This is a genomic window from Nostoc sp. (assembly GCF_036917775.1).
GTDB lineage: Bacteria > Cyanobacteriota > Cyanobacteriia > Cyanobacteriales > Nostocaceae > Nostoc.
The window spans coordinates 1-23,257 of the sequence record NZ_JBALEQ010000032.1; the positions used below are offsets into that span (position 1 = coordinate 1).

General features: G+C 38.3%; 15 protein-coding genes and 1 pseudogene. 9 read left to right on the forward strand and 7 right to left on the reverse strand.

Annotated elements, in window-relative coordinates:
• Nucleotides 1-75 precede the first annotated feature (75 nt).
• A complete protein-coding gene (locus V7K69_RS05685; RefSeq protein ID WP_335032171.1) occupies nt 76-3,294 on the reverse strand; it encodes a two-partner secretion domain-containing protein in 3,219 nt (1,072 codons plus the stop codon).
• 140 nt (nt 3,295-3,434) lie between these two features.
• Here V7K69_RS05685 and V7K69_RS05690 point away from each other — a divergent pair.
• A pseudogene (locus V7K69_RS05690) lies at nt 3,435-3,635 on the forward strand (ABC transporter); the annotation flags it as partial.
• Nucleotides 3,636-3,676: 41 nt separating this feature from the next.
• Here V7K69_RS05690 and V7K69_RS05695 read toward each other — a convergent pair.
• Nucleotides 3,677-4,375, reverse strand: a complete 699-nt coding sequence (locus V7K69_RS05695; RefSeq protein WP_335032173.1) for a YdcF family protein — start codon at nt 4,373-4,375, stop codon at nt 3,677-3,679.
• Between the two features lie 310 nt (nt 4,376-4,685).
• Between V7K69_RS05695 and ctpB the strand changes: the two genes are divergently transcribed.
• From ctpB to V7K69_RS05715, 4 genes are all read left to right on the forward strand, one after another.
• Nucleotides 4,686-6,026 carry a carboxyl-terminal processing protease CtpB gene (gene ctpB, locus V7K69_RS05700; protein ID WP_335032175.1) on the forward strand — a complete coding sequence of 447 codons (1,341 nt, stop codon included), beginning with the start codon at nt 4,686-4,688 and terminating at the stop codon, nt 6,024-6,026.
• Between the two features lie 148 nt (nt 6,027-6,174).
• Nucleotides 6,175-7,164: a glycosyltransferase gene (locus V7K69_RS05705; RefSeq protein WP_335032177.1), complete on the forward strand. Its 990-nt coding sequence runs from the start codon at nt 6,175-6,177 to the stop codon at nt 7,162-7,164.
• 773 nt (nt 7,165-7,937) lie between these two features.
• On the forward strand, nt 7,938-9,950 hold the full coding sequence (locus V7K69_RS05710; protein ID WP_335032179.1) for an EAL domain-containing protein: 2,013 nt from the start codon (nt 7,938-7,940) through the stop codon (nt 9,948-9,950).
• Nucleotides 9,951-10,316: 366 nt separating this feature from the next.
• Nucleotides 10,317-13,142, forward strand: a complete 2,826-nt coding sequence (locus tag V7K69_RS05715) for a CHAT domain-containing protein (protein WP_335032181.1) — start codon at nt 10,317-10,319, stop codon at nt 13,140-13,142.
• A gap of 129 nt (nt 13,143-13,271) precedes the next feature.
• Here V7K69_RS05715 and V7K69_RS05720 read toward each other — a convergent pair whose 3' ends face one another.
• From V7K69_RS05720 to V7K69_RS05735, 5 genes are all read right to left on the reverse strand, one after another.
• Nucleotides 13,272-13,769: an ureidoglycolate lyase gene (locus tag V7K69_RS05720; protein WP_335032183.1), complete on the reverse strand. Its 498-nt coding sequence runs from the start codon at nt 13,767-13,769 to the stop codon at nt 13,272-13,274.
• Between the two features lie 84 nt (nt 13,770-13,853).
• The gene (locus tag V7K69_RS05725) at nt 13,854-14,873 is read right to left on the reverse strand and encodes an RNA polymerase sigma factor, RpoD/SigA family (RefSeq protein ID WP_335032185.1); all 1,020 of its coding nucleotides are present in this window, start codon (nt 14,871-14,873) and stop codon (nt 13,854-13,856) included.
• Between the two features lie 626 nt (nt 14,874-15,499).
• Nucleotides 15,500-15,595 (reverse strand): DUF3172 domain-containing protein, encoded by a 96-nt coding sequence (locus V7K69_RS32890; protein ID WP_442936121.1) that lies wholly within the window; start codon nt 15,593-15,595, stop codon nt 15,500-15,502.
• Nucleotides 15,596-15,892 carry a hypothetical protein gene (locus V7K69_RS05730; protein WP_335032187.1) on the reverse strand — a complete coding sequence of 99 codons (297 nt, stop codon included), beginning with the start codon at nt 15,890-15,892 and terminating at the stop codon, nt 15,596-15,598. It abuts the gene before it with no gap.
• Nucleotides 15,893-15,939: 47 nt separating this feature from the next.
• A complete protein-coding gene (locus V7K69_RS05735) occupies nt 15,940-16,362 on the reverse strand; it encodes a hypothetical protein (protein ID WP_335032189.1) in 423 nt (140 codons plus the stop codon).
• Nucleotides 16,363-17,613: 1,251 nt separating this feature from the next.
• Between V7K69_RS05735 and V7K69_RS05740 the strand changes: the two genes are divergently transcribed.
• From V7K69_RS05740 to V7K69_RS05755, 4 genes are all read left to right on the forward strand, one after another.
• Nucleotides 17,614-19,818 (forward strand): GumC family protein, encoded by a 2,205-nt coding sequence (locus tag V7K69_RS05740; protein WP_335032191.1) that lies wholly within the window; start codon nt 17,614-17,616, stop codon nt 19,816-19,818.
• Nucleotides 19,819-19,886: 68 nt separating this feature from the next.
• Nucleotides 19,887-20,846: a glycosyltransferase family 2 protein gene (locus V7K69_RS05745; RefSeq protein WP_335032193.1), complete on the forward strand. Its 960-nt coding sequence runs from the start codon at nt 19,887-19,889 to the stop codon at nt 20,844-20,846.
• Nucleotides 20,847-20,944: 98 nt separating this feature from the next.
• Nucleotides 20,945-22,267, forward strand: a complete 1,323-nt coding sequence (locus V7K69_RS05750; RefSeq protein ID WP_335032194.1) for a flippase — start codon at nt 20,945-20,947, stop codon at nt 22,265-22,267.
• Nucleotides 22,268-22,329: 62 nt separating this feature from the next.
• Nucleotides 22,330-23,256, forward strand: coding sequence for a glycosyltransferase family 2 protein (locus tag V7K69_RS05755; protein ID WP_335032196.1), 927 nt, complete (start codon nt 22,330-22,332; stop codon nt 23,254-23,256).
• Nucleotide 23,257 lies beyond the last annotated feature (1 nt).

Sequence of the window (23,257 nt, forward strand, 5' to 3'; positions counted from 1 at the left end):
GTTTAATACCTAAGATTATTCATACTTTTGCTAAGTCTCTGATTAACTCAGCCCTGCTGGGTCATTTTGCATGGCTTAGTCTAAACTCCAGTTACCAATAGTAGTGGACAATAAAGCAGCACCATCAGATAAATAAAAATTACGCCCTTGAATTTCAATATCTCCACCCTCACCGACTGCATTTAAATAAAGAATAGAGGACAAATAACTTTTTCCTGAAATCGAGACATCACCATCTGCTCGAATTGAAATTTTACCAGCATTTCCGTCTGTGGAAATAAATGTGGCTATATTACTACTATCTTTGATAGTTGTGTCACCTGACGTGGTTATCAAGACATTACCAGCGTTACCTTTACCATTAGACAATGTAAATAAATCAGCACCATCAGATAGCTCAAAACTACGGGCTGCAATTTCAATATCACCACTGTCACCTATCCCTTCTGGCAATACTCCGCTAACTATTCCGCTACTAAGTCTTTCACTGCGTCCAGAAATTGTTACAGCACCGCCTGCTTGAATTTTAATATTCCCGCCATTACCTTCACCTGATGTACCATTACTCAAGAAAGAACCACCTATGAAGGAAACATTCTCTTTTGTATTTATTGAGATATTACCAGCATTACCTTTACCACCAAGATTGCTGTTAAAAATGGCAGATTCCCCGCTTACAGAAAATGACTTTGCAAAAATATGAATATTTCCGGCATTACCTACACCTATTTTGGAGATGCTGTTACTTATACTACTCCTATTTGCAAGAGAAACTGTATCTGTTGCTTGAATTGAGATATTACCAGCATTTCCACCGCCAAAAGTACTAGCGAAAAAATAAGAGCCATTATCTAAAGAGAGTTTTCCTGTTTGGATATCAATATCTCCACCATTCCCTACTAATTTGGAAGTTGCACTACTAAAATATGCTTGATTATTTAAAGATAAAGTATCCTCAACTTTAATCGATATATTCCCAGCATTTCCCTGCCCAGAGTTGTAACTATTAATAGAAGCATTATCTAATGATAAATCTCTAGTTTGAATGTTGATAGTGCCAGCATTACCTCTGGCTTTATCAATAACAGTAGAACTAATTTGAGTGAAATCAATATTATTAGTATTGCTAATAGAAATCTTTTCTACTGCTTGAATAAAAATATTCCCTCCATTACCCAGCCCAAAGGTATCAGAACTTATTACACCTTTGTTATTTAAGAATAATTCTCTCGTATTGATGCGAATATCTCCACCTTTACCTACGCCATTAGAACTTACATCACTACTAATATTGCTGGGTAGCTTTCCTTCACCTAATTGTTCAGTAAAAACCTTAGCAAAACCATCTATACTAATAGTTTCATGGGCATTAATGGTGATATTGCCAGCATTACCTATGCCATCTGTACCCGTATCAATACTTGCACCATTTGTCAACGACAGTGAGCCAGTTGTAACTTCTATATTTCCACTATTACCCACACCTCTAGTTAATACATCACTTTGGATACCAGCAATCGAAAACCCTACTATCCCATCTAGCTTAATTGTGTCGCGGGCATTAATAAAGATATTACCTGCATCACCTTTACCGGAAACTCTCGTAGATATTTGTGAACCACCCAATAATGAGAGAGTTCTAGTATTAACCCAGATATTTCCACCTTTACCCACACCATCTGTAAACACTCTGCTGTCAATAGAACTATCACTATCAAAAGCAATATTATTAGCATCAATCGTAATATTTCCTCCATCTCCTTTACCAAGAGTACTGCTGCTAATAAATGCCCCATTGGTTGACTGGAGAGAACCTGTTTCTATCTGAATATCTCCAGCTTTACCTGTTCCTTCTGGGTTAATGATACTAGTAATTCGGGTATAAATTCGACCTTGTTCGCCGTCGCTTAAAGTAGTATCTATAAAACCATCCAAACTTATGACATTACGAACATTGATATTGATACTACCGGCATTTCCCTGTCCTAAAGTTTTAGTGTTGAGTTCGGAACCTTGCGCTAAAGAAAGAGAACCTGTTTGGATGTTAATACTACCACCATTGCCTACACTTCCTTCCTCCACAGAACTATAAATCTGACTATTGTCTGTCAGAGATATATTATCTTTAGCTTGTATAGAAACCTTACCAGCATTTCCTTGTCCAAAAGTAGCAGCATCTAGAAATGAATCATTACTGATATTCAAGGAACCAGTAGTTATATTGATGTCACCAGATTTACCAAAGGCTCCTTGTCGTAATACGTTAGAAATAAAGCTTTTACCTGTGATATTTGTTGTTTCTGTGGCATTAATTTCAATATTTCCACCTTGACTATTTGGTGTTCCTAAGCCTTTCTCTATACCTGATCTCAGTTTACTTTCTCCTGCCAAATTCACATCGCGGGCATAAATTTTGATATTCCCGCCATTCGTACCGCGAACATTAACTTCTGCGACATTATTTAGGGAAACATTTGCCCGTTCAACACCATCAGGCATAACTAAACTGAGATTATCACCCGCAATATTTAATCCCACATTTCCCGGTGCAAGCAAACCAGCTAACTCAATATTTCCCCCATAAGCGCGAATACTTCCACCATCAATATTGATATTTCCACCAACAAACAGCAAACTTTTACCATCAGCAACTCGCAAACCCGCGATATCTTCACCAAGAAGATTCTTACCAGCAGGAGCTTGCGATTGATTGCTAATTTCTGCACTCGCTTGAATTTGATTAAACAACAACGCCGAAGGATTAATAGTTAACAATGGCACTGCTTGGGGATTTGTGGCACTAAAAACCCCTTGATTGCCAAACTGTATCCCGTTCGCAGTCGTTCCCACAAATGAACCTTGCACATCTAAACTGGCATCTTTTCCAAGCAAAATTCCATTGGGATTTATCAAAAATACATTAGGATTAGAACTACCAAATGTGCCGAGTCTTCCCAAAATTTCTGAAGGGTTATTGCCTGTAACCCGTGCCAAAATATTCTGGATATCTGCGCTAGGACTCAAGAAATATACTTCCCGTCCCGCGCTAATATTAAATTCTTGAAAGCTGTGAAAAAGATTGATTTGGCGAATTGCACCACCTGTAATTACTTCTCTCAGTTGTCCCTGAAAGTTGGCTATAACTTGAGAGGACTCAGTGCCAAGTGTGTTATCAGGTACGATATTACTTTGCTGTGCTTGGGTTTTGCCAGTGAGAAAACTTACACTTAAGCAGCCCAGCAATGCTGCTAATCCAACCTGCAAACACTTGTGTAAACCGTATTCGATCGCCATTGGGTGCTATTTATATGGATTACTTGAGTATCTAATAGAACTGCACCTTGGGATAATAAACAACGTTAATTATGCAGTTTTATGCAGAAATGCGATCGCATTTCTGCATTATCCAGGTATTAAATACAGAAAATTACTTACAGTCAATCAGTATCGCCCGTGCAGTTTTGGTAAACCCGCGCATCTTAATTTTGGACGAAGCAACTAGTAACATTGATCGCCAAACAGAGAACTTAGTTCAACAAGTGATCGCTAATTTACTTCAAGGTCGCACCAGCTTTATCATCGCTCATCGTCTGGCTACAGTCATTAACGCAGACAAGGTATTAGTCATCGAGCAACGCTAATAAATAATTTGTCTCTAATTCTTTCCCCCTTCCCCTCATCTCCCCAACCCCCCCTGGTGTTCACAATGAAAACCTTTATGCTCCCAAGCCTGCATATCTACTTCGGTAAGCTTTGTTACATTTGAGCATTGCGGTTGAATAATTTGACTTAAAATTGCCCACAATAGGCTACGCGTTAAATCTAATCCAGTTTTGCCCCAAGATTCATTATTGCCAGGAATACCCGACTCCTCAACAATTTCAGGCTCTACCCAAATACCATGAGCGCCCAAAAGAATCTGTGCCATCCATTTAGCTCTGGGTAAGTGACTTGGCGAAGTAATCAACATGACTTTATGCACTCCCCAACGCCGGAGAATTGGAATACCATAATAAAAATTTTCAAAGGTAGAATTCGCGCACTTTTCTAACCAAACGTTTTGTAACTCTACTAATTGCGGCTGAAAAATTAACCATATACAGGGGTCTGGGGAACCATGAGAAATTAAAATTGGGGTTTGCGGGTATTGCTTTGCTAGTTGGGCCACATAAGTTTCTCGACGAATACTGCCACCAAGCACTAAGAAGGCATCTACTGGCTGTGAAGAAGCAAAAACTAAGGTTATAGTAGTAAAAATCAGCCAAGTGCCTAAGATAAAGTACAATACACCAGTTAGTTTTTGTAACAATTGCCACAGATTAAAAAAATTTTTTTTAATAGAAATTAACGATTTGATGGTAAATTTACGTTTCATGACTTCGGTAAGAAAACCTGATTTAATAGCTGTCTAACAAGGCTGCAATTAAGCGATCAAAGTGCTATCTTATAAAAGTAATGAATAAGTACAAACATGACGCTAATCAAAGTGTCACATCATCAGTATAGCCTTCCGGAGACGGCTAACAAACTGAGAAATGGTTGTTAATAATGCAGTATTTTCGGCATCATTACAACGATAAAAATGATGAAGAAAGCATAGCTTAGTTTGGGGTATAAAAACTTAAAAATTTCTGGAAAGCCTGATTGCTAAACTGTCAACAACACAATTATTCCAGTTAATATACATGAACCAATCTGCGAAAAGTTACTCACCGCTCCAAGTAGCCTTGATTGGTGGAGCGATCGCTACGACTGCTACGATGTCTGTATTCGGCTCCGCTTGGACTCGTGGTGTCCGTGCCGCCTTAGCTCTACAAGACAGCCCGAAAATGATAGTTGACCAAGTTTGGCAACTGGTAAATCATGAATATGTTGATGGTAAATTTAATCAACAAGATTGGCAAGCAACTAGACAAAGCCTGTTGAGCAAAGACTATTCTTCCCGAGAAGAAGCATACACTGCCATCCGCGAAGCTTTACAAAAGTTGGGAGATCCTTATACTCGATTCATGGACCCCAAACAGTTTGAAGCCCTAACTAGCCAAACATCTGGGGAAGTCTCTGGGATTGGCGTTCGGATGGAAGTAAACGAAAAAACTCAGCGCCTGACTGTCGTCGAAGCCATAGAAAATTCTCCAGCACTGAAAGCTGGGATCAAAGCAGGCGATGAAATTTTGGCAATTGACGGCAAACCCACTCTCAAAATGAAAGTGGATGACGCTTCCAAGTTAATTCGTGGCAAAGCAGGTACTCCCATCAAACTACGCCTGGGACGAGCAGGGCAAAATGCCTTTGAGTTGAAACTGACAAGAGCAAGTATTGAAGTACCAACGGTACGTTATACCCTCAGACAAGAAGGAAATCGCCGCGTTGGTTATATCCGTTTGCGCGAATTTAGCGCTCACGCCGCAGAGCAAATGCAACGAGCCATCCGCGATTTGAACACTAAGAAAGTTGATTCTTATGTCTTAGATTTGCGGGGAAATCCTGGCGGGTTATTACAAGCGAGCATTGAAATTGCTCGGATGTGGTATAATGACGGCGGAATTGTCAAAACAGTAGACCGTGTGGGCGGCACTGAAGAAACTAAAGCTAATCGCACTGCTTTAACAAATCGTCCCTTGGCAGTATTAGTGGATGGTAATTCAGCTAGTGCTAGTGAAATTCTCACAGGGGCACTCAAGGATAATAAGCGGGCGGTAGTCGTAGGTGGTCAAACCTTTGGTAAGGCCTTAGTGCAGTCAGTTCATGAACTTGCAGATGGTTCCGGCTTGGCTGTCACCATTGCCCATTACTACACTCCGGCGGGAACAGATATTAACCATAAAGGGATTGCCCCAGATGTCAAGCTAGACTTGACAGAGGCACAAGAGCGGCAGTTAGCTTCTAATCCAGATTTAATCGGGACTAAGAGCGATCCGCAATATGCCAGAGCGATCGCAATTTTATCAAATAACAACTTCGCCCAGCCGCCAGCAAATCAGCCCGCTCGACCCATGAGCCGCGCCGATAACCTGAAATTTTAGATTGATGCAAATGATTTCTTCGCAGGTGTTTATATAGTAGTATTCCCAAATCCAGATTTTTGGAGTTACGAAAACTGCTTAATATACCGTTCTAGGATTGCGGTTTGGGAATACTAGTTAGTAATCCCATCTCTAAAATCTCAGATTTATGAATCATCAGCCAGTTGATGCAACCACCGCCACCACCCCTTTACCAATGGTGTCGGTGGTTGTTCCTATTTATAACGGTGAGGCGGATTTACCACAGTTAATCGATTGTCTGTTATCTCAAACTTACCCAAAAGACCGGGTAGAGTACTTATTGGTAGACAATAACAGTAGCGATCGCACTCTTACCATCCTCAAAACATCTGCCGAAAACTACCCAATTACAATTCGCCCCTTGAGCGAAAACCAAATTCAAAGCTCATACTCTGCTCGTAATACTGGGATTCGGGCTGCTGTGAGCGAAATTATCGTTTTTACCGATGCAGATTGTCGCCCACAACCTCAATGGTTAGAATCATTAATTCAGCCTTTTGTCAACAAAGAAGTGGTAATTGTCGCTGGTGAAATTTTGCCGCTACCAGGTAAAACTCTACTAGAACAACACGCAGACCGTGAAGAAACTTTGTCGCAAAAGCATACCCTTAACCATGCCTTTCGTCCTTATGGACAAACCGCTAATTTGGCAATTCGACGCATCGCCTTAGAAAAAGCGGGTTTATTTCGTCCCTATCTTACCACTGGTGGCGATGCCGATATTTGCTGGCGGATTTTGGGGGAAAACATCGGGCGTTTGGAATTTGCCCCAAATGCGATCGTTCAGCACCGCCACCGTGCCACACTTAAAGAACTGCAAAGTCAATGGCGGCGCTATGGACGCTCAAATCGCTATCTGCACGAACTGCACGGTGTAGATTTGATGCGAGAAATTACACTTAAAGAATGTAGCTATCGTTTGGCACGTTGGTTATTGAAGGAAGTACCACGGGATATTAAAAAAGCATTGGCGCACCCCGCCGCAGGTATTGCGGGTCAAACCACACTTGTAGATTTATTAAATACTCCCATTGGTTTGTTCACGGCGAGGGCGCGTACTGCTGGGCAACGAGACTCCAAATTACCAGAAAATGCCAAGATAATTGATCGGCTATAAAAATACTAAGGAGTTTGCCAGGATAACTGCAATTTTTTCCATATCACCATCTCATATAGAAATTCGCTTTAATTTTTGTTCGCACAGCGTAGCGTAAGTAAGTTGGTAGAAATAAACCAAATTATGTTACGAAACGTAAATAGTCTTAAAGTCCTTATTAATGACCAATAACAAAGGACAAATGACAGCCCTTACCAGTTAGCTTTAATTGCACCAACCTACTTAGCCATACTTACTTGGCTTAACAGACAACGAGAAAGAACGCTCATTGATTTGTACCTAACTTCGCAAAAATTAAGATAGTATGAGATTACTGGCTAATTTAAAGTGAGTCGAAACCATCAGTTCCAATCCATTTTAATTTCTTTCATTTCTGTGCGTTTCAAGCCACTTGAGCTACTAACCCGCAATTGATTGCAGGGCAGGAAAATATCGCAAAATCAAGGTGTTGTTGATGGGATGTTTCTTTGATAAACAAATGCTCCTCTCAGCCCAAAAGCATTGGTTGAACCCTAGAAATTTATTAAGTTATCAAACGACCGAATCTATCTTAAGAAGTATATTAAAAAACACGGAAAGCAAATATGCTATCTGTAGATAGATTTTTACTTTTAATAAATTGTATTTAAAAGCATATTTAAAAAGTTTCAAAAAATATAATTTTGTCGTTCTGATTTGGCTTAACTGCGACGAAAAATCAAGATTTTACCTACAATTGAGATATCTTTCTGTGCTAACTGTCGCAGCAAAAGACCTTTTTAAAACATCCTCTAATGAGCAATATGAACGTGGATGTATTTAGCCAACGGATAGAGAAATTGCACTCAAAGATACAGGAACTATTGGAATGCAATATAACTAAGACAAACTCAGAACAGCAGATTATAATAGACGCGCAGACTATAATAGACGCTTTCGAGGAACTTAACAAAGTAATAGAAGAATTATTGACAGCCTCAGAAGAATTAAAGGTAACACGAACGGCAGTAGAGAAAGAGCGCCAGCGTTACCAAGATTTGTTTGAGTTCGCTCCAGATGGTTACTTGGTAACTAATATGGTAGGCACAATCCAAGAGGCTAACTATGTAGCAGCAACCTTACTGGGTGTCCAGCAAAAGTATCTAGTAGGTAAACCATTAATTCTATTTATTGCTCAACAAGACCGTCAGTCCTTTCGCTCTCAGATGAACAATTTTCAAGAGCGACTGAATTGGGAACTTAACTTAAAACCACGGGGTGAAAAGCCTTTCCCCGCTATGATTAAAGCATCTGCGGTGTACAAATTACAAGAGAAGCAGGTTGGCTGGCGTTGGCTGCTGTGCAACATCAGTGAACGCAAAAAAACTGAAGAGATGTTGCACCGAGCTTACGATGAGTTAGAAATACGGGTGGTAGAACGGACAGCAGAACTGGTAAAAGCAAATAAAAAATTGCTAAATGAAATTACAGAGCGGAAACGAGCCGAGTCACAACTACTCCACCTTGCGTTTCACGATACACTGACGGGTCTGGCCAACCGTGCTGCATTTATGAACCGCCTAAGCCATGCGATAAATTATTCAAAACGGCATTCAGATTATTTATTTGCTGTGCTATTTATTGACCTAGATCGATTTAAGCTGATCAATGACAGCCTTGGACATCTAAATGGAGATCAATTATTGCTTGCTACTGCAAGTAGGCTACAAATATGTGTACGCTCTATAGATACAGCTGCACGGCTTGGGGGAGACGAGTTTACAATTCTGCTTGAGGGAATCCAAGATGTTTCAGATGTCATCACGGTAGCTGAACGGATTCAACAAGAACTGGCATTACCCTTTGAGCTTGAAGGACAAGAAGTGTTCATAACAGCAAGTATTGGTATTGCCTTGAGTTCAACAGTCAGCTATAAACATCCAGAAGAAGTATTGAGAGATGCAGATACAGCAATGTACCAAGCTAAGATGCAAGGTAGAGCGCGTTATAAACTCTTCAACTCAGATATGTATGCTAATGCTCTGGCGAAATTGCAGTTAGAAACTGATTTACGCCGAGCAATAGAACGACTAGAATTTCGAGTTTATTATCAACCGATTGTTTCGCTCACCAATGGCTCTATTTTGGGTTTTGAGGCTCTGTTGCGCTGGCAGCATCCAGAGCATGGTTTGCTTAATCCAGCAGATTTTATTTCCCTGGCAGAAGAAACTGGACTAATTTTCTACATTGGCAAATGGGTGTTGCATGAAGCCTGTCGCCAAATGCAAGCTTGGCGGATGTGCCATGATTCCAACTTGCTAGAAAAAATAAGTGTCAATCTCTCACTCAAGCAATTTTCCCAGCCAGATTTGATTGAGCAGATTGGTCAAATTTTACACTCAACTGGCCTTGATGCTGGCACGCTAACACTAGAAATTACTGAAAACGTAATTGTGGCGAATGACGACAAGATAACTGCTACATTTTTGCAACTTCGAGAGATGGGTATTCAGTTATCAATTGATGACTTTGGTACAGGGCACTCCTCATTAAGTCGTCTTTATAACTTTCCAATTAGTGTGTTGAAGATTGACCGTTCTTTCATCAGCTTGATGAGTGCAAATCAAAATAATTTAGAAATTATTGAAATAATTGTCACATTAGCACGCAAGTTGGGCGTGGATGTTCTAGCCGAAGGAGTAGAGACAAAAGAGCAACTAGAATTTCTAAGAAATTTGAAATGTGAATATGGTCAGGGACATTTTTTCTCAGTTCCATTAGATAGTTCATCAGCAGAGGCATTAATAATAGCAAATCCTCACTGGTAAAGGTTATTAAAAAAAATAAAATTGTTTGGCTTTTTGGGCGATTTATTCTACACTCCAAAAAAGGTTCAATAATCGGGTCGCCTTTTTCTCATTGAATTAAATTAAGTTTGACAATTAATTTAATAAGAATAGTAGGTTAGCTTGAGCAATAGCAAACCTGTAAAAGTGTTGATAATGTTGGGTTTTATTCCTACTATAGGTTTATTTTTAGCCTTAACTTACCGTGACTAACACAGTCTGAATCTTTTTACTGTTTTAGATAAATTGCAGAAAACTGCACACTTTTAAAAAAATCAGATTTTTCTGCTAATTTCTGGTAATTTAAACAATAAAAGCTAAATAAAGATTTTATCTATGTGAAAAAATATGAAAGCTAAAAAGAAATATCTGAAAATATTATTCTCTGTTTGTTGGTGGATGCAGATGTTGCTGAAGGTTGGAAACCTCTGCAAGAGGCTGATTTATCTCTCTACTCAGCGACACCAAAAACTAAATCGGCATCATAGATTTATTCAAGTATTATTTTTGACAACTTTACTAACATATCTTTTGTTTGGACAAGTGGTATCTGCACAAACTCTAAATGTGACTGTATTAGTTGAACAAGGAATTAAAGACTATGATGCCGGAAATTTTCACAATGCGGTAAAACACTGGGAAGATGCCTTAAATCAGTATAAAAATAATTCAGCAGCTACGGCGGTTATAAATGAAAATTTGGCGCGTGCTTACCAACAAATAGGAGAAAATAAAGCAGCGATCGCATCCTTATTAGCAGCAATTCGTGACTATAGCGCTGTAGCAAATATCCAGCAAGTGGGACGCATGAAGTCAGAACTAGCCCAAGTCTACAGCAATTTGGGACAACCCCGCAAAGCGATCGCACTTTTATGTGGTCAACTAGCCGATAAAAGTCAAAAAATAGAATGCACTCCAGACAGTGCTACCCAAATCGCCACCAAATACAACGACAAAAGCGGTCAAGTTGCAGCATTGGGGATTCTCGGTGAAGCATATCGCTTAATCGGCAATTATGACCAAGCAATTAAATATTTGCACGTAGCACAACAACTTTATCCAGCTTATGACTTTTTGGTGTTAAATAGTTTGGGTAATGCTTACAAAAGTCGCGCTCAACTGCGAGAGTTACAAGCAGATTCTGCCAATAAAGCTGGTATTTATAGTCAAGAAAATAAATTTACTCAAAAGTCTATAGAAGACTATAACCAAGCTCATCAATATTTTCAGAAAAGTGTAAAACTCGCCAGCGAGCAAAAACAAACTTTAGCAGAGATGCGAGGCTTGTTAAATTTAATTCAGTTGGGTTCCCAGACAAACAAGAACAAAATTATTAACGATCGGGAGTTTAACCAAACCGTTAACGATGCTTTGAAGGTTCTTGAACTCTTACCCGATTCAGCGACAAAAGTCTATGGAGCAATTGATTTAGCATACTTGCAATCAGATGCTAAAGGAACTTCACCTTTTACTTACTGTCCAAATAAATTTATTTTACCCAATGCAGATGTATTAAGCTTGCTACAAAAGTCAGTATCAGCAAGCCAAAAATTACAAGATAATCGTCTACTTTCTTATTCTAACGGTGCTTTGGGTCATTTCTGGGAGTGCCAACCAAAGCAAGAAACAGAAGCATTAAAATATACTCAAACTGCAATATTAGCAGCAGATAATAAGTTGAGTGCCAAAGATAGCTTGTATTTGTGGGAGTGGCAAGCGGGACGAATTTTAGATCGACAGAATCGAAAAGAAGAAGCGATCGCATCCTATCAACGAGCATTTGATACCCTCGAAGATATCCGCAGCGATATTTTAACCGCCGAACGAGATGTACAGTTTGACTTCCGTGATGTTGTGCAACCATTGTATCGTACCTTGGCACAGTCGCGGCTCGATTTGCTAGGAGTTGGTGCAATGTCTACAACGGGCTACGCCTACGCCGATGAACGACGTGCCAAAGAATTATCAGAAGTAGTCAAAACCATCGATGCTTTGAAACTAGCAGAATTACAGAATTATTTTGGTAATGATTGCATTTTAAGTGCCTTAAATCCTAAACAGGTGGGAGAACTCCTCAAAGATAATAGTGTAGCCTTTAAGAATACTGGGTTTTTGAGTTCCATAATTTTAGATGGCAAAACTGGGATGTTATTGCAATTACCCAATCAGTCCACTAAATTTAAGTGGATTGAAGACCCCAATCAACAAGGTATAACTAAAATAGTTAGCAGCAACACCCTACAGCAAAAAATTACCGAGTTTCGCACAGGATTAATTAAAGGACAAGAAGAATTTAACTACGATACAACAACTGCCGCACAGCTTTATGATTGGATAATTCGCCCCTTTGCTGAGGATATCAAGCCGGAGAAAGTCAAAACCTTGGTATTTATTCAGGATGGATTTTTGCGTAGCGTTCCAATGGCAGCACTTTACGACAGCCAACAACAGAAATATTTAGTCGAAACTTATGCAATTGCCACAACCCCCAGTTTACGACTTACCACACCCAAAGCCCGCAATCGCAGTACACAAAAAGCATTAATTTTGGGTTTAACTGAAAAAGCCACAATTGACGGGAAGACTTTTGATCAACTTTTTGCTGTTCCTAATGAAGTTAGCGCAGTTAAAAGTATATTTCCTAATCATACCGACCTCATTGATGAAAACTTTTCCACTGAAAATTTTGAGAAAACACTTGACAAAAGCACATATCCTATTGTTCACATAGCTAGCCACGCCCAATTTGGGATCATTCCTGAAGACACCTTCATTGTCACAGGCAAAAACCAAAAACTTACCATCAGCGAATTAGAAAGCTCACTGCGAAACCTCACCAGCAAATCGGATAGCGTCGAATTACTCACATTGACTGCCTGTGAAACCGCAGTTGGTGACGACCGGGCCACACTAGGATTAGCTGGAGTTGCATTGCAAGTTGGGGTTAAAAGTGCGATCGCATCTTTGTGGAGTATCAGCGATCAATCAACATCCGAACTAGTCAAAACATTTTATAGCAACTATCGCAACGCTGGTATGAGTATTGCAGAAGCATTGCAACAAGCTCAAATTAGAATGATTCATGCTAAGAAATTATCATCTGAGGGGATGAATCCCAGCTATGACAATCCTGCGTATTGGGCACCAATGATTGCGATCGGTAATTGGCTTTGAAAGCCCAAATCGCCAACTCCTTTGAAGAGAAAGTTGGCGAATAGAGGATACACTGCAACTATTCTAGATTTATTGCCAAATACTCGGAAAGTGAAACAAGAAGCGATCGCAAGTATAAGAGAACCACATTTATGAAACCATCTCAAACTCTAACTGATGACTCTTAAAAAAATCATGAGTGAAATGATCCACCACATTTGTATCAGCTAATTCCAAATTATAAAAATCCACAGCTTCATGGTCAAAATGGGGGCCAGCGTGCCAAGTACCCTCATGCAGCTTGATAAAACAATTCCCCGGAATGCGGAAGGCAGCAATCTCTTCTAATACTGGTTCATTCACATCATTATGAGGAGGACAAACAGCAATTAACCAATCTTTGCCTTCCAAAGAACCTAGACATTGAGTGCATTGGACATGGCGAGTAATTTTGTGAAACTTTCGCCCTCTCTTCTCCAACCGCATGATATAAAATCGTGGAATCCCGTTTTGCAAGTTTAACTGGGCATCTTCCACATCGTAACCTTTGCCATCAAGACTAGCAAAAATTACTTGTCCATAACGCCGAAAGTTTTCAGAACTCACCCATTGCGCTTGCAATTGTTGCACTGTCTTTAATGTGCCCATATCAAATCTTTGATAGAGATTGCTTAACTTTATTCTCCCCCAAAATGACCAAATTTTATGGTTCTAAATTGTGGAGAAATAACCTTAGCTAGCTAAATAACTACGTACTTGTTCCTTTTGTCGTCGGAGGAGACTGAGAGCTTTTTGTTCAATCTGACGTACCCGTTCTCGACTAATACCCATGCGATCGCCAATCTGTGCTAAAGAAAGTTCATAGCCATCAGTCAGACCAAATCGCAGGGTTAATATTTCTCGCTGTTGCGGAGACAACTTTGCCAACAAGTCTTGTAAGTCTTGGTGGAGAGATTCTTCAACTGCATAGTCTTCAGGAGAAGGGCCGTCATCTTCTAGGATGTCCTGCAATTCTGTATCTTGTTGTTCACCAACTCGCGCCTCTAGCGAGAAAGGTTGACGAGCCAAGTATAAACACTCTCGAACTTGGCTAGGTGTCAAAGATAACGCATTAGCAATTTCAGCAGTAGTGGGAACGCGACCTAGCTGTTGAGATAATTCTCGCTGTACCCGTTTAATTTTGTTTAGTTTCTCAAAGACATGGATCGGTAAGCGAATTGTCCGTCCTTGTTGAGCGATCGCTCGCGTGATTCCTTGACGAATCCACCAGTAAGCGTAGGTAGAAAACTTATAGCCAAGAGCAGGATCAAATTTATCCACCCCTCGCTCTAAACCCAAAGTACCTTCTTGAATTAGATCCATAAATTCCAGATTGCGGTGCTGGTATTTCTTAGCCACTGCTACCACTAACCGGAGATTAGCCTGAATCATTTTCTGCTTGGCTTGGTGGCCCTGACTTAACTGTAGCTCTAGCACTTCAGTACCTAACTCCACTCGATCTGCCCATTCTTGCAGTGTGGGTTCGTGGTTTAATTTCACAGCTAATTCTTCTTTAGCAGCTAGTAAATTCATCATCAGCTGCACTTGTTGGGCAAAAATAACCTCTTGTTCACGAGTCAACAAATCTACACGCCCGATCTCTTGCAGATAACTACGCACAATATCATCTGTAGCTCGAGGTTTTTTATCTGCGGCTAAACTTTTTTTCTTCGTTTTTTGAACTTCGGTAGGTGGAGATGTTAAGTTGCTCATGGTTATTTGCTCCTCTGTAACCTCATCAATTTAGTGGTATCAAGTCTAGATATTCAGACCCACAACCATTTCACACTGCTAATCAATCAATTGGCAATACTGATGAATTCTGGTCTATGATACATTACAAGTCAATTGTTGGAGATAATAAACCCAAAATCAACCCACCCCCTAATACTAACATTATCACCAGTCACAAATCAATTACCCAAAGTATTATCACTATATCCTTTGAAATAATCTCACTATTTTATTCTGAAAAATTGCATATTTTCAAACACAATTATGTCTATTTAAATTATCCAATGGAGTTAACGGAAAAAGGAAACCTTGACCAAGCAATGATTTCATCCCCACAAGATAAATTACTAACAGTAAATACCAACACAATTTTGAATTATTAAATCACAAAATTTTTAAAATCCTTATAGTCTGGATATACATCTATGTAATTCCCATTAAGTGAAATTAATTAAATATAAAATATCCCTTTCTTACTTCTATCTTTTATTAGATAATAAAACCATCTCAAGCCGAGTACACAGCAACTGATTTTGAAATATAAACGAATGCACTTCTCCTGCTCAAAAACAGCTTCCTTTAGGAGTCCGGTTCAATACTTGTAATTAGGGATTTAGGATGATGAAGACGCACATATCTGTGACAATTGTACTTGTGTCATACTGCACGCAGACATCTGCATTGAATGCGGTATCATCAATTTAGTTGTTTTTGGAAACATTTTTTGGAATAAAAGTAGTAACAGTGGTAACACTAGCACCAAGGATAGTAATTGGCAAGACAGTACCACATGCGATCGCTAAAGCATATTCAGGTGTGCGTCTATGAAAAGAACAAGGTTCAAGAGTTACATACATTTTCAAAAACTTAAAAGCTTTGCCTTGAATCTGTTTTAGTACGTCAGCCTCAGTATGGTGTTTTCCTGGTACTTGCGTGTACCCTTGAGCTAGTACGTGCTGAGTATCTAAGATTACATAACCTACTGGTGGATTTGGCAAACATTCCGGCAATTTAGAGTTATCTCTGGCTAAAAAAATCTCCTATATCAAAATTTAGTAACTGTCACACTAATACCAGAATCTAGTTTAGGAACCTTAAAATACTCAATTGGTTCAGTAGCTTGAGAACTTTGGGTATTTGTTGGCTTCTGACATTCCTTAAAAAAAGCGTCTGGATTATTGATGAACTCAAGCGGACTCATCTTTTGGCATCCTCGCTCCTGCACTAGCGAAACTGATTCAGCAGTTTGTTTGGGATTATTGGTCTGTCCCGTAAAATTACTCCATGTAGTGGTAATCGTCGCTGGTTCCGTCAATAAAACTCCAGCCTGATTGCGATCGTGAAACTGCTCCTTTGAAGTATCAGCATCAACTGTTACAATGGGAACATTCTCTTGGTTAGCATAGACACTCGGAGATAGAAAGAGTGCGTTAATTACAACCACTAAGTTGATAAAAGAGGATTTCATAATTCAATCTCTTGATGTCGGTCTAATAATTACAATTCGCTAGACACAAAAACCCAAAAATAGCAGTCTAGTTTGAGTACTTCAGATTAACACAGGTACTATGGAGTATGGCTAAACTTCATTAAAAATATAGTGGAGTCTAAACGTACATAGACTTTTATCCAGAAGTGGGTAGTTAAGCAATCCATCCTCCCTCTAACACATCTGAATTTGACACTACCCTGTTATCTATTTTCCGTTGTAACTGTACTAATTCATATTTCGTTACCCGTATTACTAGCCGTTTTTCTCTATAGCGTGTTACCATAGAGTTACACTGATAAGACAAAATCCAAACTGTTAAATAAATCGTGGAAGGCGTATTTTGCATCTAGAGCAGAATATAAGCAAGGTGATTGCAAGTTTACAGGGAAACCTAAAATATTGGCATATAAACCCAAACATGGAAATTTTCACACCTCAAGCTACATCAAAAAACCTTCATCAGTCTGGGCAAATTGAACTGAGTACGAGTTATTACAACTTCAATACTCAAATTACATAATCTTAGTATGCCAATCCTGGATAATTGCCAAACTTACTGTTATTCAGATTAAGAATTAATTGTTGCTAAAAGCTTTTAAAAAGCTTACGTAAATATCCATATAATATTTCCAATTGTCTCTTTTGACTACGAAAATCCTATCTCGCAAATCCTTACATTGCTTGTAGGCTGTCAAAATTGTATATTCCTTACCTTTAAGGTATTAATTACTCTCATCTTTTCAAGATTAGCGAATGTGCAGGGAATATACGGGCATATTATATGAATTTTTTGTAAAGTTCTTCAATTAAGTGTTCTTACATAATATGATATTGAATGTTAGATTACTAATCAATAATTACATCAGTATCAATACAAAAGTGAGTTAACCCAACAAAAAAAATTAGCCAAATAAATTACGAAGAAAATCATGAATTATCCTGTTTTTTATCTCAAGATACTATAAATAGCTGTAAGTTCAAATCGCTACTTATTAAGCTATCTAAGATATATGCAGCGAACAGGTTGTGCGTAGTTTAGTCGAATATATTCCGTAAGACAGTATATCCGACAATACTTTGCTTTCAAAACAATTGAGCATTAACAAAATTATCAATATGATACAGCAAACACTAGTAACATGAAGTAATCTATAATACTATTACGCTAAAATACCGAGAAAAATCTACTACAAATACAAATAGTCATTATTTTAAAACTTTTTTATTATGACGATGGAATCTTTACCACAGTTTGAAGAAGTAAATATTCAGAAATACTTAGAAGTTATTCAACGGCGTTGGCTACCTCTAGTCGGAATTTTTAGCATAGCTGTTACCTTTGGATGCTTGTATGCCTTTTCACTAAAACCATCATACAAGGCAGAAGGAAGTTTGATGATTAAAACAAATCGATCTTCCTCACTCACAGGTTTACCAGACGACATAGGACGCTTGGAAGCTTTGAATATAAACGACAATCCCCTGGAAACCCAGGTGAGAGTTATTGGCTCAAATCCAGTTATTGACAGAACAATTAATACCCTCAGCCTCAAAGATAATAAAGGTAAAATGCTGTCGATTCGGGACTTAGCGACCCAACTAAAAATAGAAGGAATTAAAGGTACTGATGTTGTACAAATTTCTTATAAAAACAACGATCCTGAACTGGCTGCCAAAATCGTCAATGAAGTTATCAAAAGTTATATCGATCTAAATATCCAGGCTAATCAGGATGAAGCACGGACAGCAAAAGGGGTTCTTGTAACAGAAGTACCCAAAGCTGAGGAAGTTGTCAGGAGAGCTGAATCAAAACTGCGGGTATTTAAAGAACAAAATAAAGTTGTTGTCCTGCAACAAGAAGCAACCGCAGCAGTTGACACAATTTCCAAGCTAGGAAATCAAATTTCTCAAGCTCAAGCTCAACTAGATGATGTCAAAGGTCGTTTACAACAGTTAGGCAGTGAAGCTCAGTTAGATTCACGGCAAGGTGTAATCGCATCTGACTTGAGTCAAGCACCTGGGGTTCAAAAAGTGCTTATCCAACTCCAAGAAACGGAAAGTCAACTAGCAATAGAGCGGACTCGTTTTTCACCTGAACACCCAACAATTACTAGCTTAGAAGAAAAAGTCGTAGCTTTGAAGAACTTGTTGAAAGAGCGGACAGGACAAGTTGCTGGGACAGCTCAGATAACGGAGGGAAGTTTACAGCTTGGGCAACTGCGCCAAAGCTTAATTGCAGATATTACTCGCGCTCAAGCAGAACGCGTTGGTCTAGAAAGACAAATTGCCACCCTCTTGCGACAGCAAGATGCTTTCATCAAACGAGCAAATAATTTGCCAAGACTAGAACAGACGCAACGAGAGCTAGAACGGAAACTGCAAGCAGCTCAAACAACTTACGAAACCCTCTTAAAGAAACGCCAAGAAATTGATATTGCACAGAACCAAAAGATTCCTAATGCTCGTGTCATTTCTCTAGCATTAGTCCCCGATAAAGCCGAAGGGCCTCGCAAAATCCTGTTTATTGTTGGTGGAGGAGCAGTTGGTCTTTTCTTGGGTATCATTGTCGCCTTTAGTTTAGACTTGATAGACCGCTCAGTGAAGACAGTTAAAGAGGCTAAAGAAGTCTTGAAATACACTGTTTTAGGAGTAATTCCTACACAGAGCAAAAATCCTAAAACTCATTCTTCCATAGCAGGAATTGATAGACCTATTCCCAAAATTATTGGCAGAGATATTCCTTATTTCCCTCTTGGCAACGCCTACCAAATACTCCAAGTAAACTTGAAGTTCCTCTGTTCTGATAAACCACTCAAAAGCGTTGTAATCACCAGTTCTGTTGGTAAAGAAGGAAAGTCTGACGTATCTGCAAATTTAGCTGTGACAATGGCTCAAGCAGGTCGTCGAGTTTTACTAGTGGATGCAGATATGCGTAATCCCATACAACATCATGTCTGGGGTCTAAACAATACAGTGGGACTAAGTAATGTCATTGTTGGTCAAGTTTCTTTAGATGCAGTTGTTCAAGAAGTGATGCCTAATCTAGAAGTTCTTACTTCTGGAGTTTTGCCTCCTAATCCAGTAGCGCTGCTAGATTCTCAACGGATGGCAACATTGATAAGTAACTTTAGTAGAGATTACGATTTAGTTATTTTTGATACGCCGCCTCTATCAGGAATAGCAGATGCTGCTGTTTTAAGCACCCTCACTGACGGTATCCTATTAGTCGTTCGCCCTGGAGTAGTTGACTTGAACAGTGCCAATGCAGCTAAAGAATTTTTAAATCAGTCAGGTCAGAAGGTGTTAGGGATAGTCATTAATGGTGTAAATATTAAAAATGAGTCTAATAATTATTTGCCTGAAAGCAAAAAACGACAAATTAAAGAAGATTTAGTATCTAGCAGTTTAACCAAATTTACCAAAGAGCATTAATCGTATAAATGTCACTACCAGTATCTTAATTTAATTTATTTTGTTTTGCATTTGGGAGGCATTTCTATATGGATAAAAACAAAATCAAAACATCTTGTTTAATTAATAACTACAATTATGCTGAATTTGTTTCAGACGCAATTGATAGTGCTTTAAATCAAACGGTTAAATTTGATGAGATTATTGTTGTTGATGACGCATCAACAGATAATTCTGTGGAACTCCTTGCTAGATTTACTCAAATCGAGAATGTTAAATGTATATTCAAAGAAAAAAATCAAGGACAATTATCATCCTTTAACGAAGGTTTTTTAGCTGCAACTGGAGAGATTATATTTTTTTTAGATGCCGATGATATTTATGAACCTCAATATTTAGAAACTGCCCTAAATTTTTATAAGAGACGTAGTGAATGTGACTTCCTATTTTGTGCATATAAAAAATTTGGGGCAGAAGAAGGAACGTTTCAAACTGATGCAGTTGATTTAGATTTGGGTTATTCAGTAATCCGAACTTTATGCAATGGTGAATGGATTGGCTCCATAACTTCAACATTGTCAATACGTCGAGAAATAATTAGAAAATTTTTACCTATTCCAAAGACAGAAGATTGGCGTGTAAGAGCTGATGACTGCCTGGTATGGGGAGCCTCTTTGGTAGGCGCTAAAAAGTTTTATATGTCTAATCCTTTAGTAATGTATAGAATACATCAGAATAACCAGTATCACAATAAGAAGTTTTTAGATATAGACAAAAACTATGAATATAAAAGATTTTGGAAACGCAATTCTTTATTTAATTATATTATTCAAGCCAATAATTTTAGCCTACCATTATTATTGGCTTTCACCTCTCTGGATGAGCTAAAAACAATACCATGTCCGAAAGTTGAAGATTTTATTTCATATTTGAAAATAATATTTCTATTTGAGTCTAATATTTATTGGAAAATTAAGGGCATTATTTTATTATTCAACTACTTCTTAAAAATTTTGGTGGCTGGAAAATTAAAAAATAGTAGCCAATGATTATGTAAAATACTAATTTAACTCAATCTATTTTGATGAATTTAGTAAGCTAGTAAAAATTTGCATATATAGAAAGTATCACATGGTTAAACAAAGTAATGCTAAGTAAATTAAGGCTTAAAAGCTTATCACAATTAAAATCTCGTTCTGGGTTACGTGCAATTATTGCTAATACAGGTTGGTTGTTTGCTGACCGCATTCTACGTATGGGTGCAAGCTTGGTAGTAGGAGTATGGGTAGCACGCTATTTAGGGGTACAGCAGTATGGTCTATTTAACTATGTTTTAGCCTTTGTTAGCTTATTTAGTCCGATTTTTACTCTTGGACTAGACGATGTAGTAGTTCGCCATATTGTCCGTCAATCATCAAACAAAGAAGAAATTTTAGGAACCACTTTTTTGCTAAAGTTGCTCGGTGGAATTGCCTCTGTCTTATTAGCAGTTGGCAGTATGTTCTTCTTAGGTGAGCATGAAACACTGAAGATATGGCTAGTTGCAATTTTAGGAATGGTAGGGATTTTTAGGGCGGCTGATACTATTGAACTGTGGTTTCAATCACAGGTGCAGTCAAAATACAGTGTAATCGCTAAGAATATAGCTTTTCTGCTAAATACTCTCATCAAAATAGCACTAATTTTAACAAAAGCACCATTGTTAGCTTTTGCCTGGGTAACATTAGCAGAATTTGCAATGAGTGCAATTGGCTTGCTGATTGTTTACCAAGCCAGAGGGACCTCAGTGTTGTTATGGCGTTGGAACTTTACTGCTGCTAAAAATCTTCTAAAAGAGAGTTTACCTCTAATTTTTTCGGGGTTCGCCATCATGATTTTTATGAGAATCGATCAGGTAATGTTAGGTCAAATGATTGGAGATAAGGAGGTTGGAATTTATTCTGCTGCGGTTCGTGTTTCTGAAATTTGGTATTTTATTCCGGCGGCTATTGTCTCTTCGGTTGGCCCATCAATTTACGCAGCTAAGGAAAAATCAGAAAGTCTTTATTATCAGCGAATAGGACAATTACTACGTCTCCTGACGTATATATCTTTTGCAATTGCTCTGCCAATGACATTTCTATCTGAAAAAATAATCATGGTGATGTTTGGAAGTGGGTATGCACAAGCAGGGCCAATATTAGCAGTTCATATTTGGACTTCTTTGTTTGTATTTATGGGTCTTGCAACATCACCGTGGTTTATTGCTGAAAGTTTGAATCATGTTTCTTTAGGTAAAACTTTATTTGGAGCAATATTGAATATTATTCTTAATTTATTGCTAATTCCTAAATATGGAGGATTTGGTGCTGCGATCGCAACAATAATATCTCAAGCTTGTGCTGCTTTTCTATGCAATGGGTTTGATAAAAGAACGCAAAAAATATTCAAAATTCAGATGCGATCGCTACTTCCTTTTTATAAATTTTGATTATTATCTATCTTTAGCCTTTATCTGTTAATTGTAATTGAAATTAGCAAAATTAATAAAATATGCAAACACCAATAACTTTTATTATTTTTAATCGCCCACAAAAAACAGAGAAAGTTTTTAAAGCTATTCGCCAAGCTAAACCAAAAAAGCTTTTTGTCATTGCAGATGGTCCCCGCAGCAACCGTGAAGGTGAGGCAGAAAAATGTGAAGAAACTAGGGCAATTATTGAGAGAGTTGATTGGGAATGTGAAGTTATTAAGAATTATACTGATATCAACTTAGGTTGTGCGAAACGAGTATCTAGTGGTTTAGATTGGGTATTTAATAATGTTGAAGAAACAATTATTTTAGAAGATGATTGTATACCTCACCCGACTTTTTTCAGATTTAGTGAAGAACTACTGGAAAAATATAGGTATGATACTAGAATTGGCACCATATCTGCCCAAAATGTTCAATTTGGACGAAAACGTACAAATTACAGTTACTATTTTTCTCGTTATAACCACTGCTGGGGTTGGGCAAGTTGGAGACGTGCTTGGCAACATTATGATTTGACTATGAAACTCTGGAAAGAGGTGCAAGCAGAAAACCTTTTACACGACATTCTTATAGATACAAAAGCAGTAAATTATTGGCGACGAATATTTCAGTCTATTTATAATAATCCTACAGGTATAACCTGGGATTATCAATGGACATTTGCTTGCTGGATGCAGGGTAGCTTAAGCATTATTCCCAATGTAAATTTAATTTCTAATGTTGGTGTTGGTACAGATGCAACTCATTTCAATTCTAAGCAAAAATTTTCTTTCATTAATATGTCGATGGAAGCAATAGAATTTCCCTTAAAGCATCCACCGTTTATTGTGAGGAATATAGAGGCAGATATTTTTACGCAAAAAACAGTTTATAAAGCAACTGTATTGGATATTTTTAAAGAAGAATTGAAGAAAAAATTAAATTACTCAAAAGTAAAAAAATAGT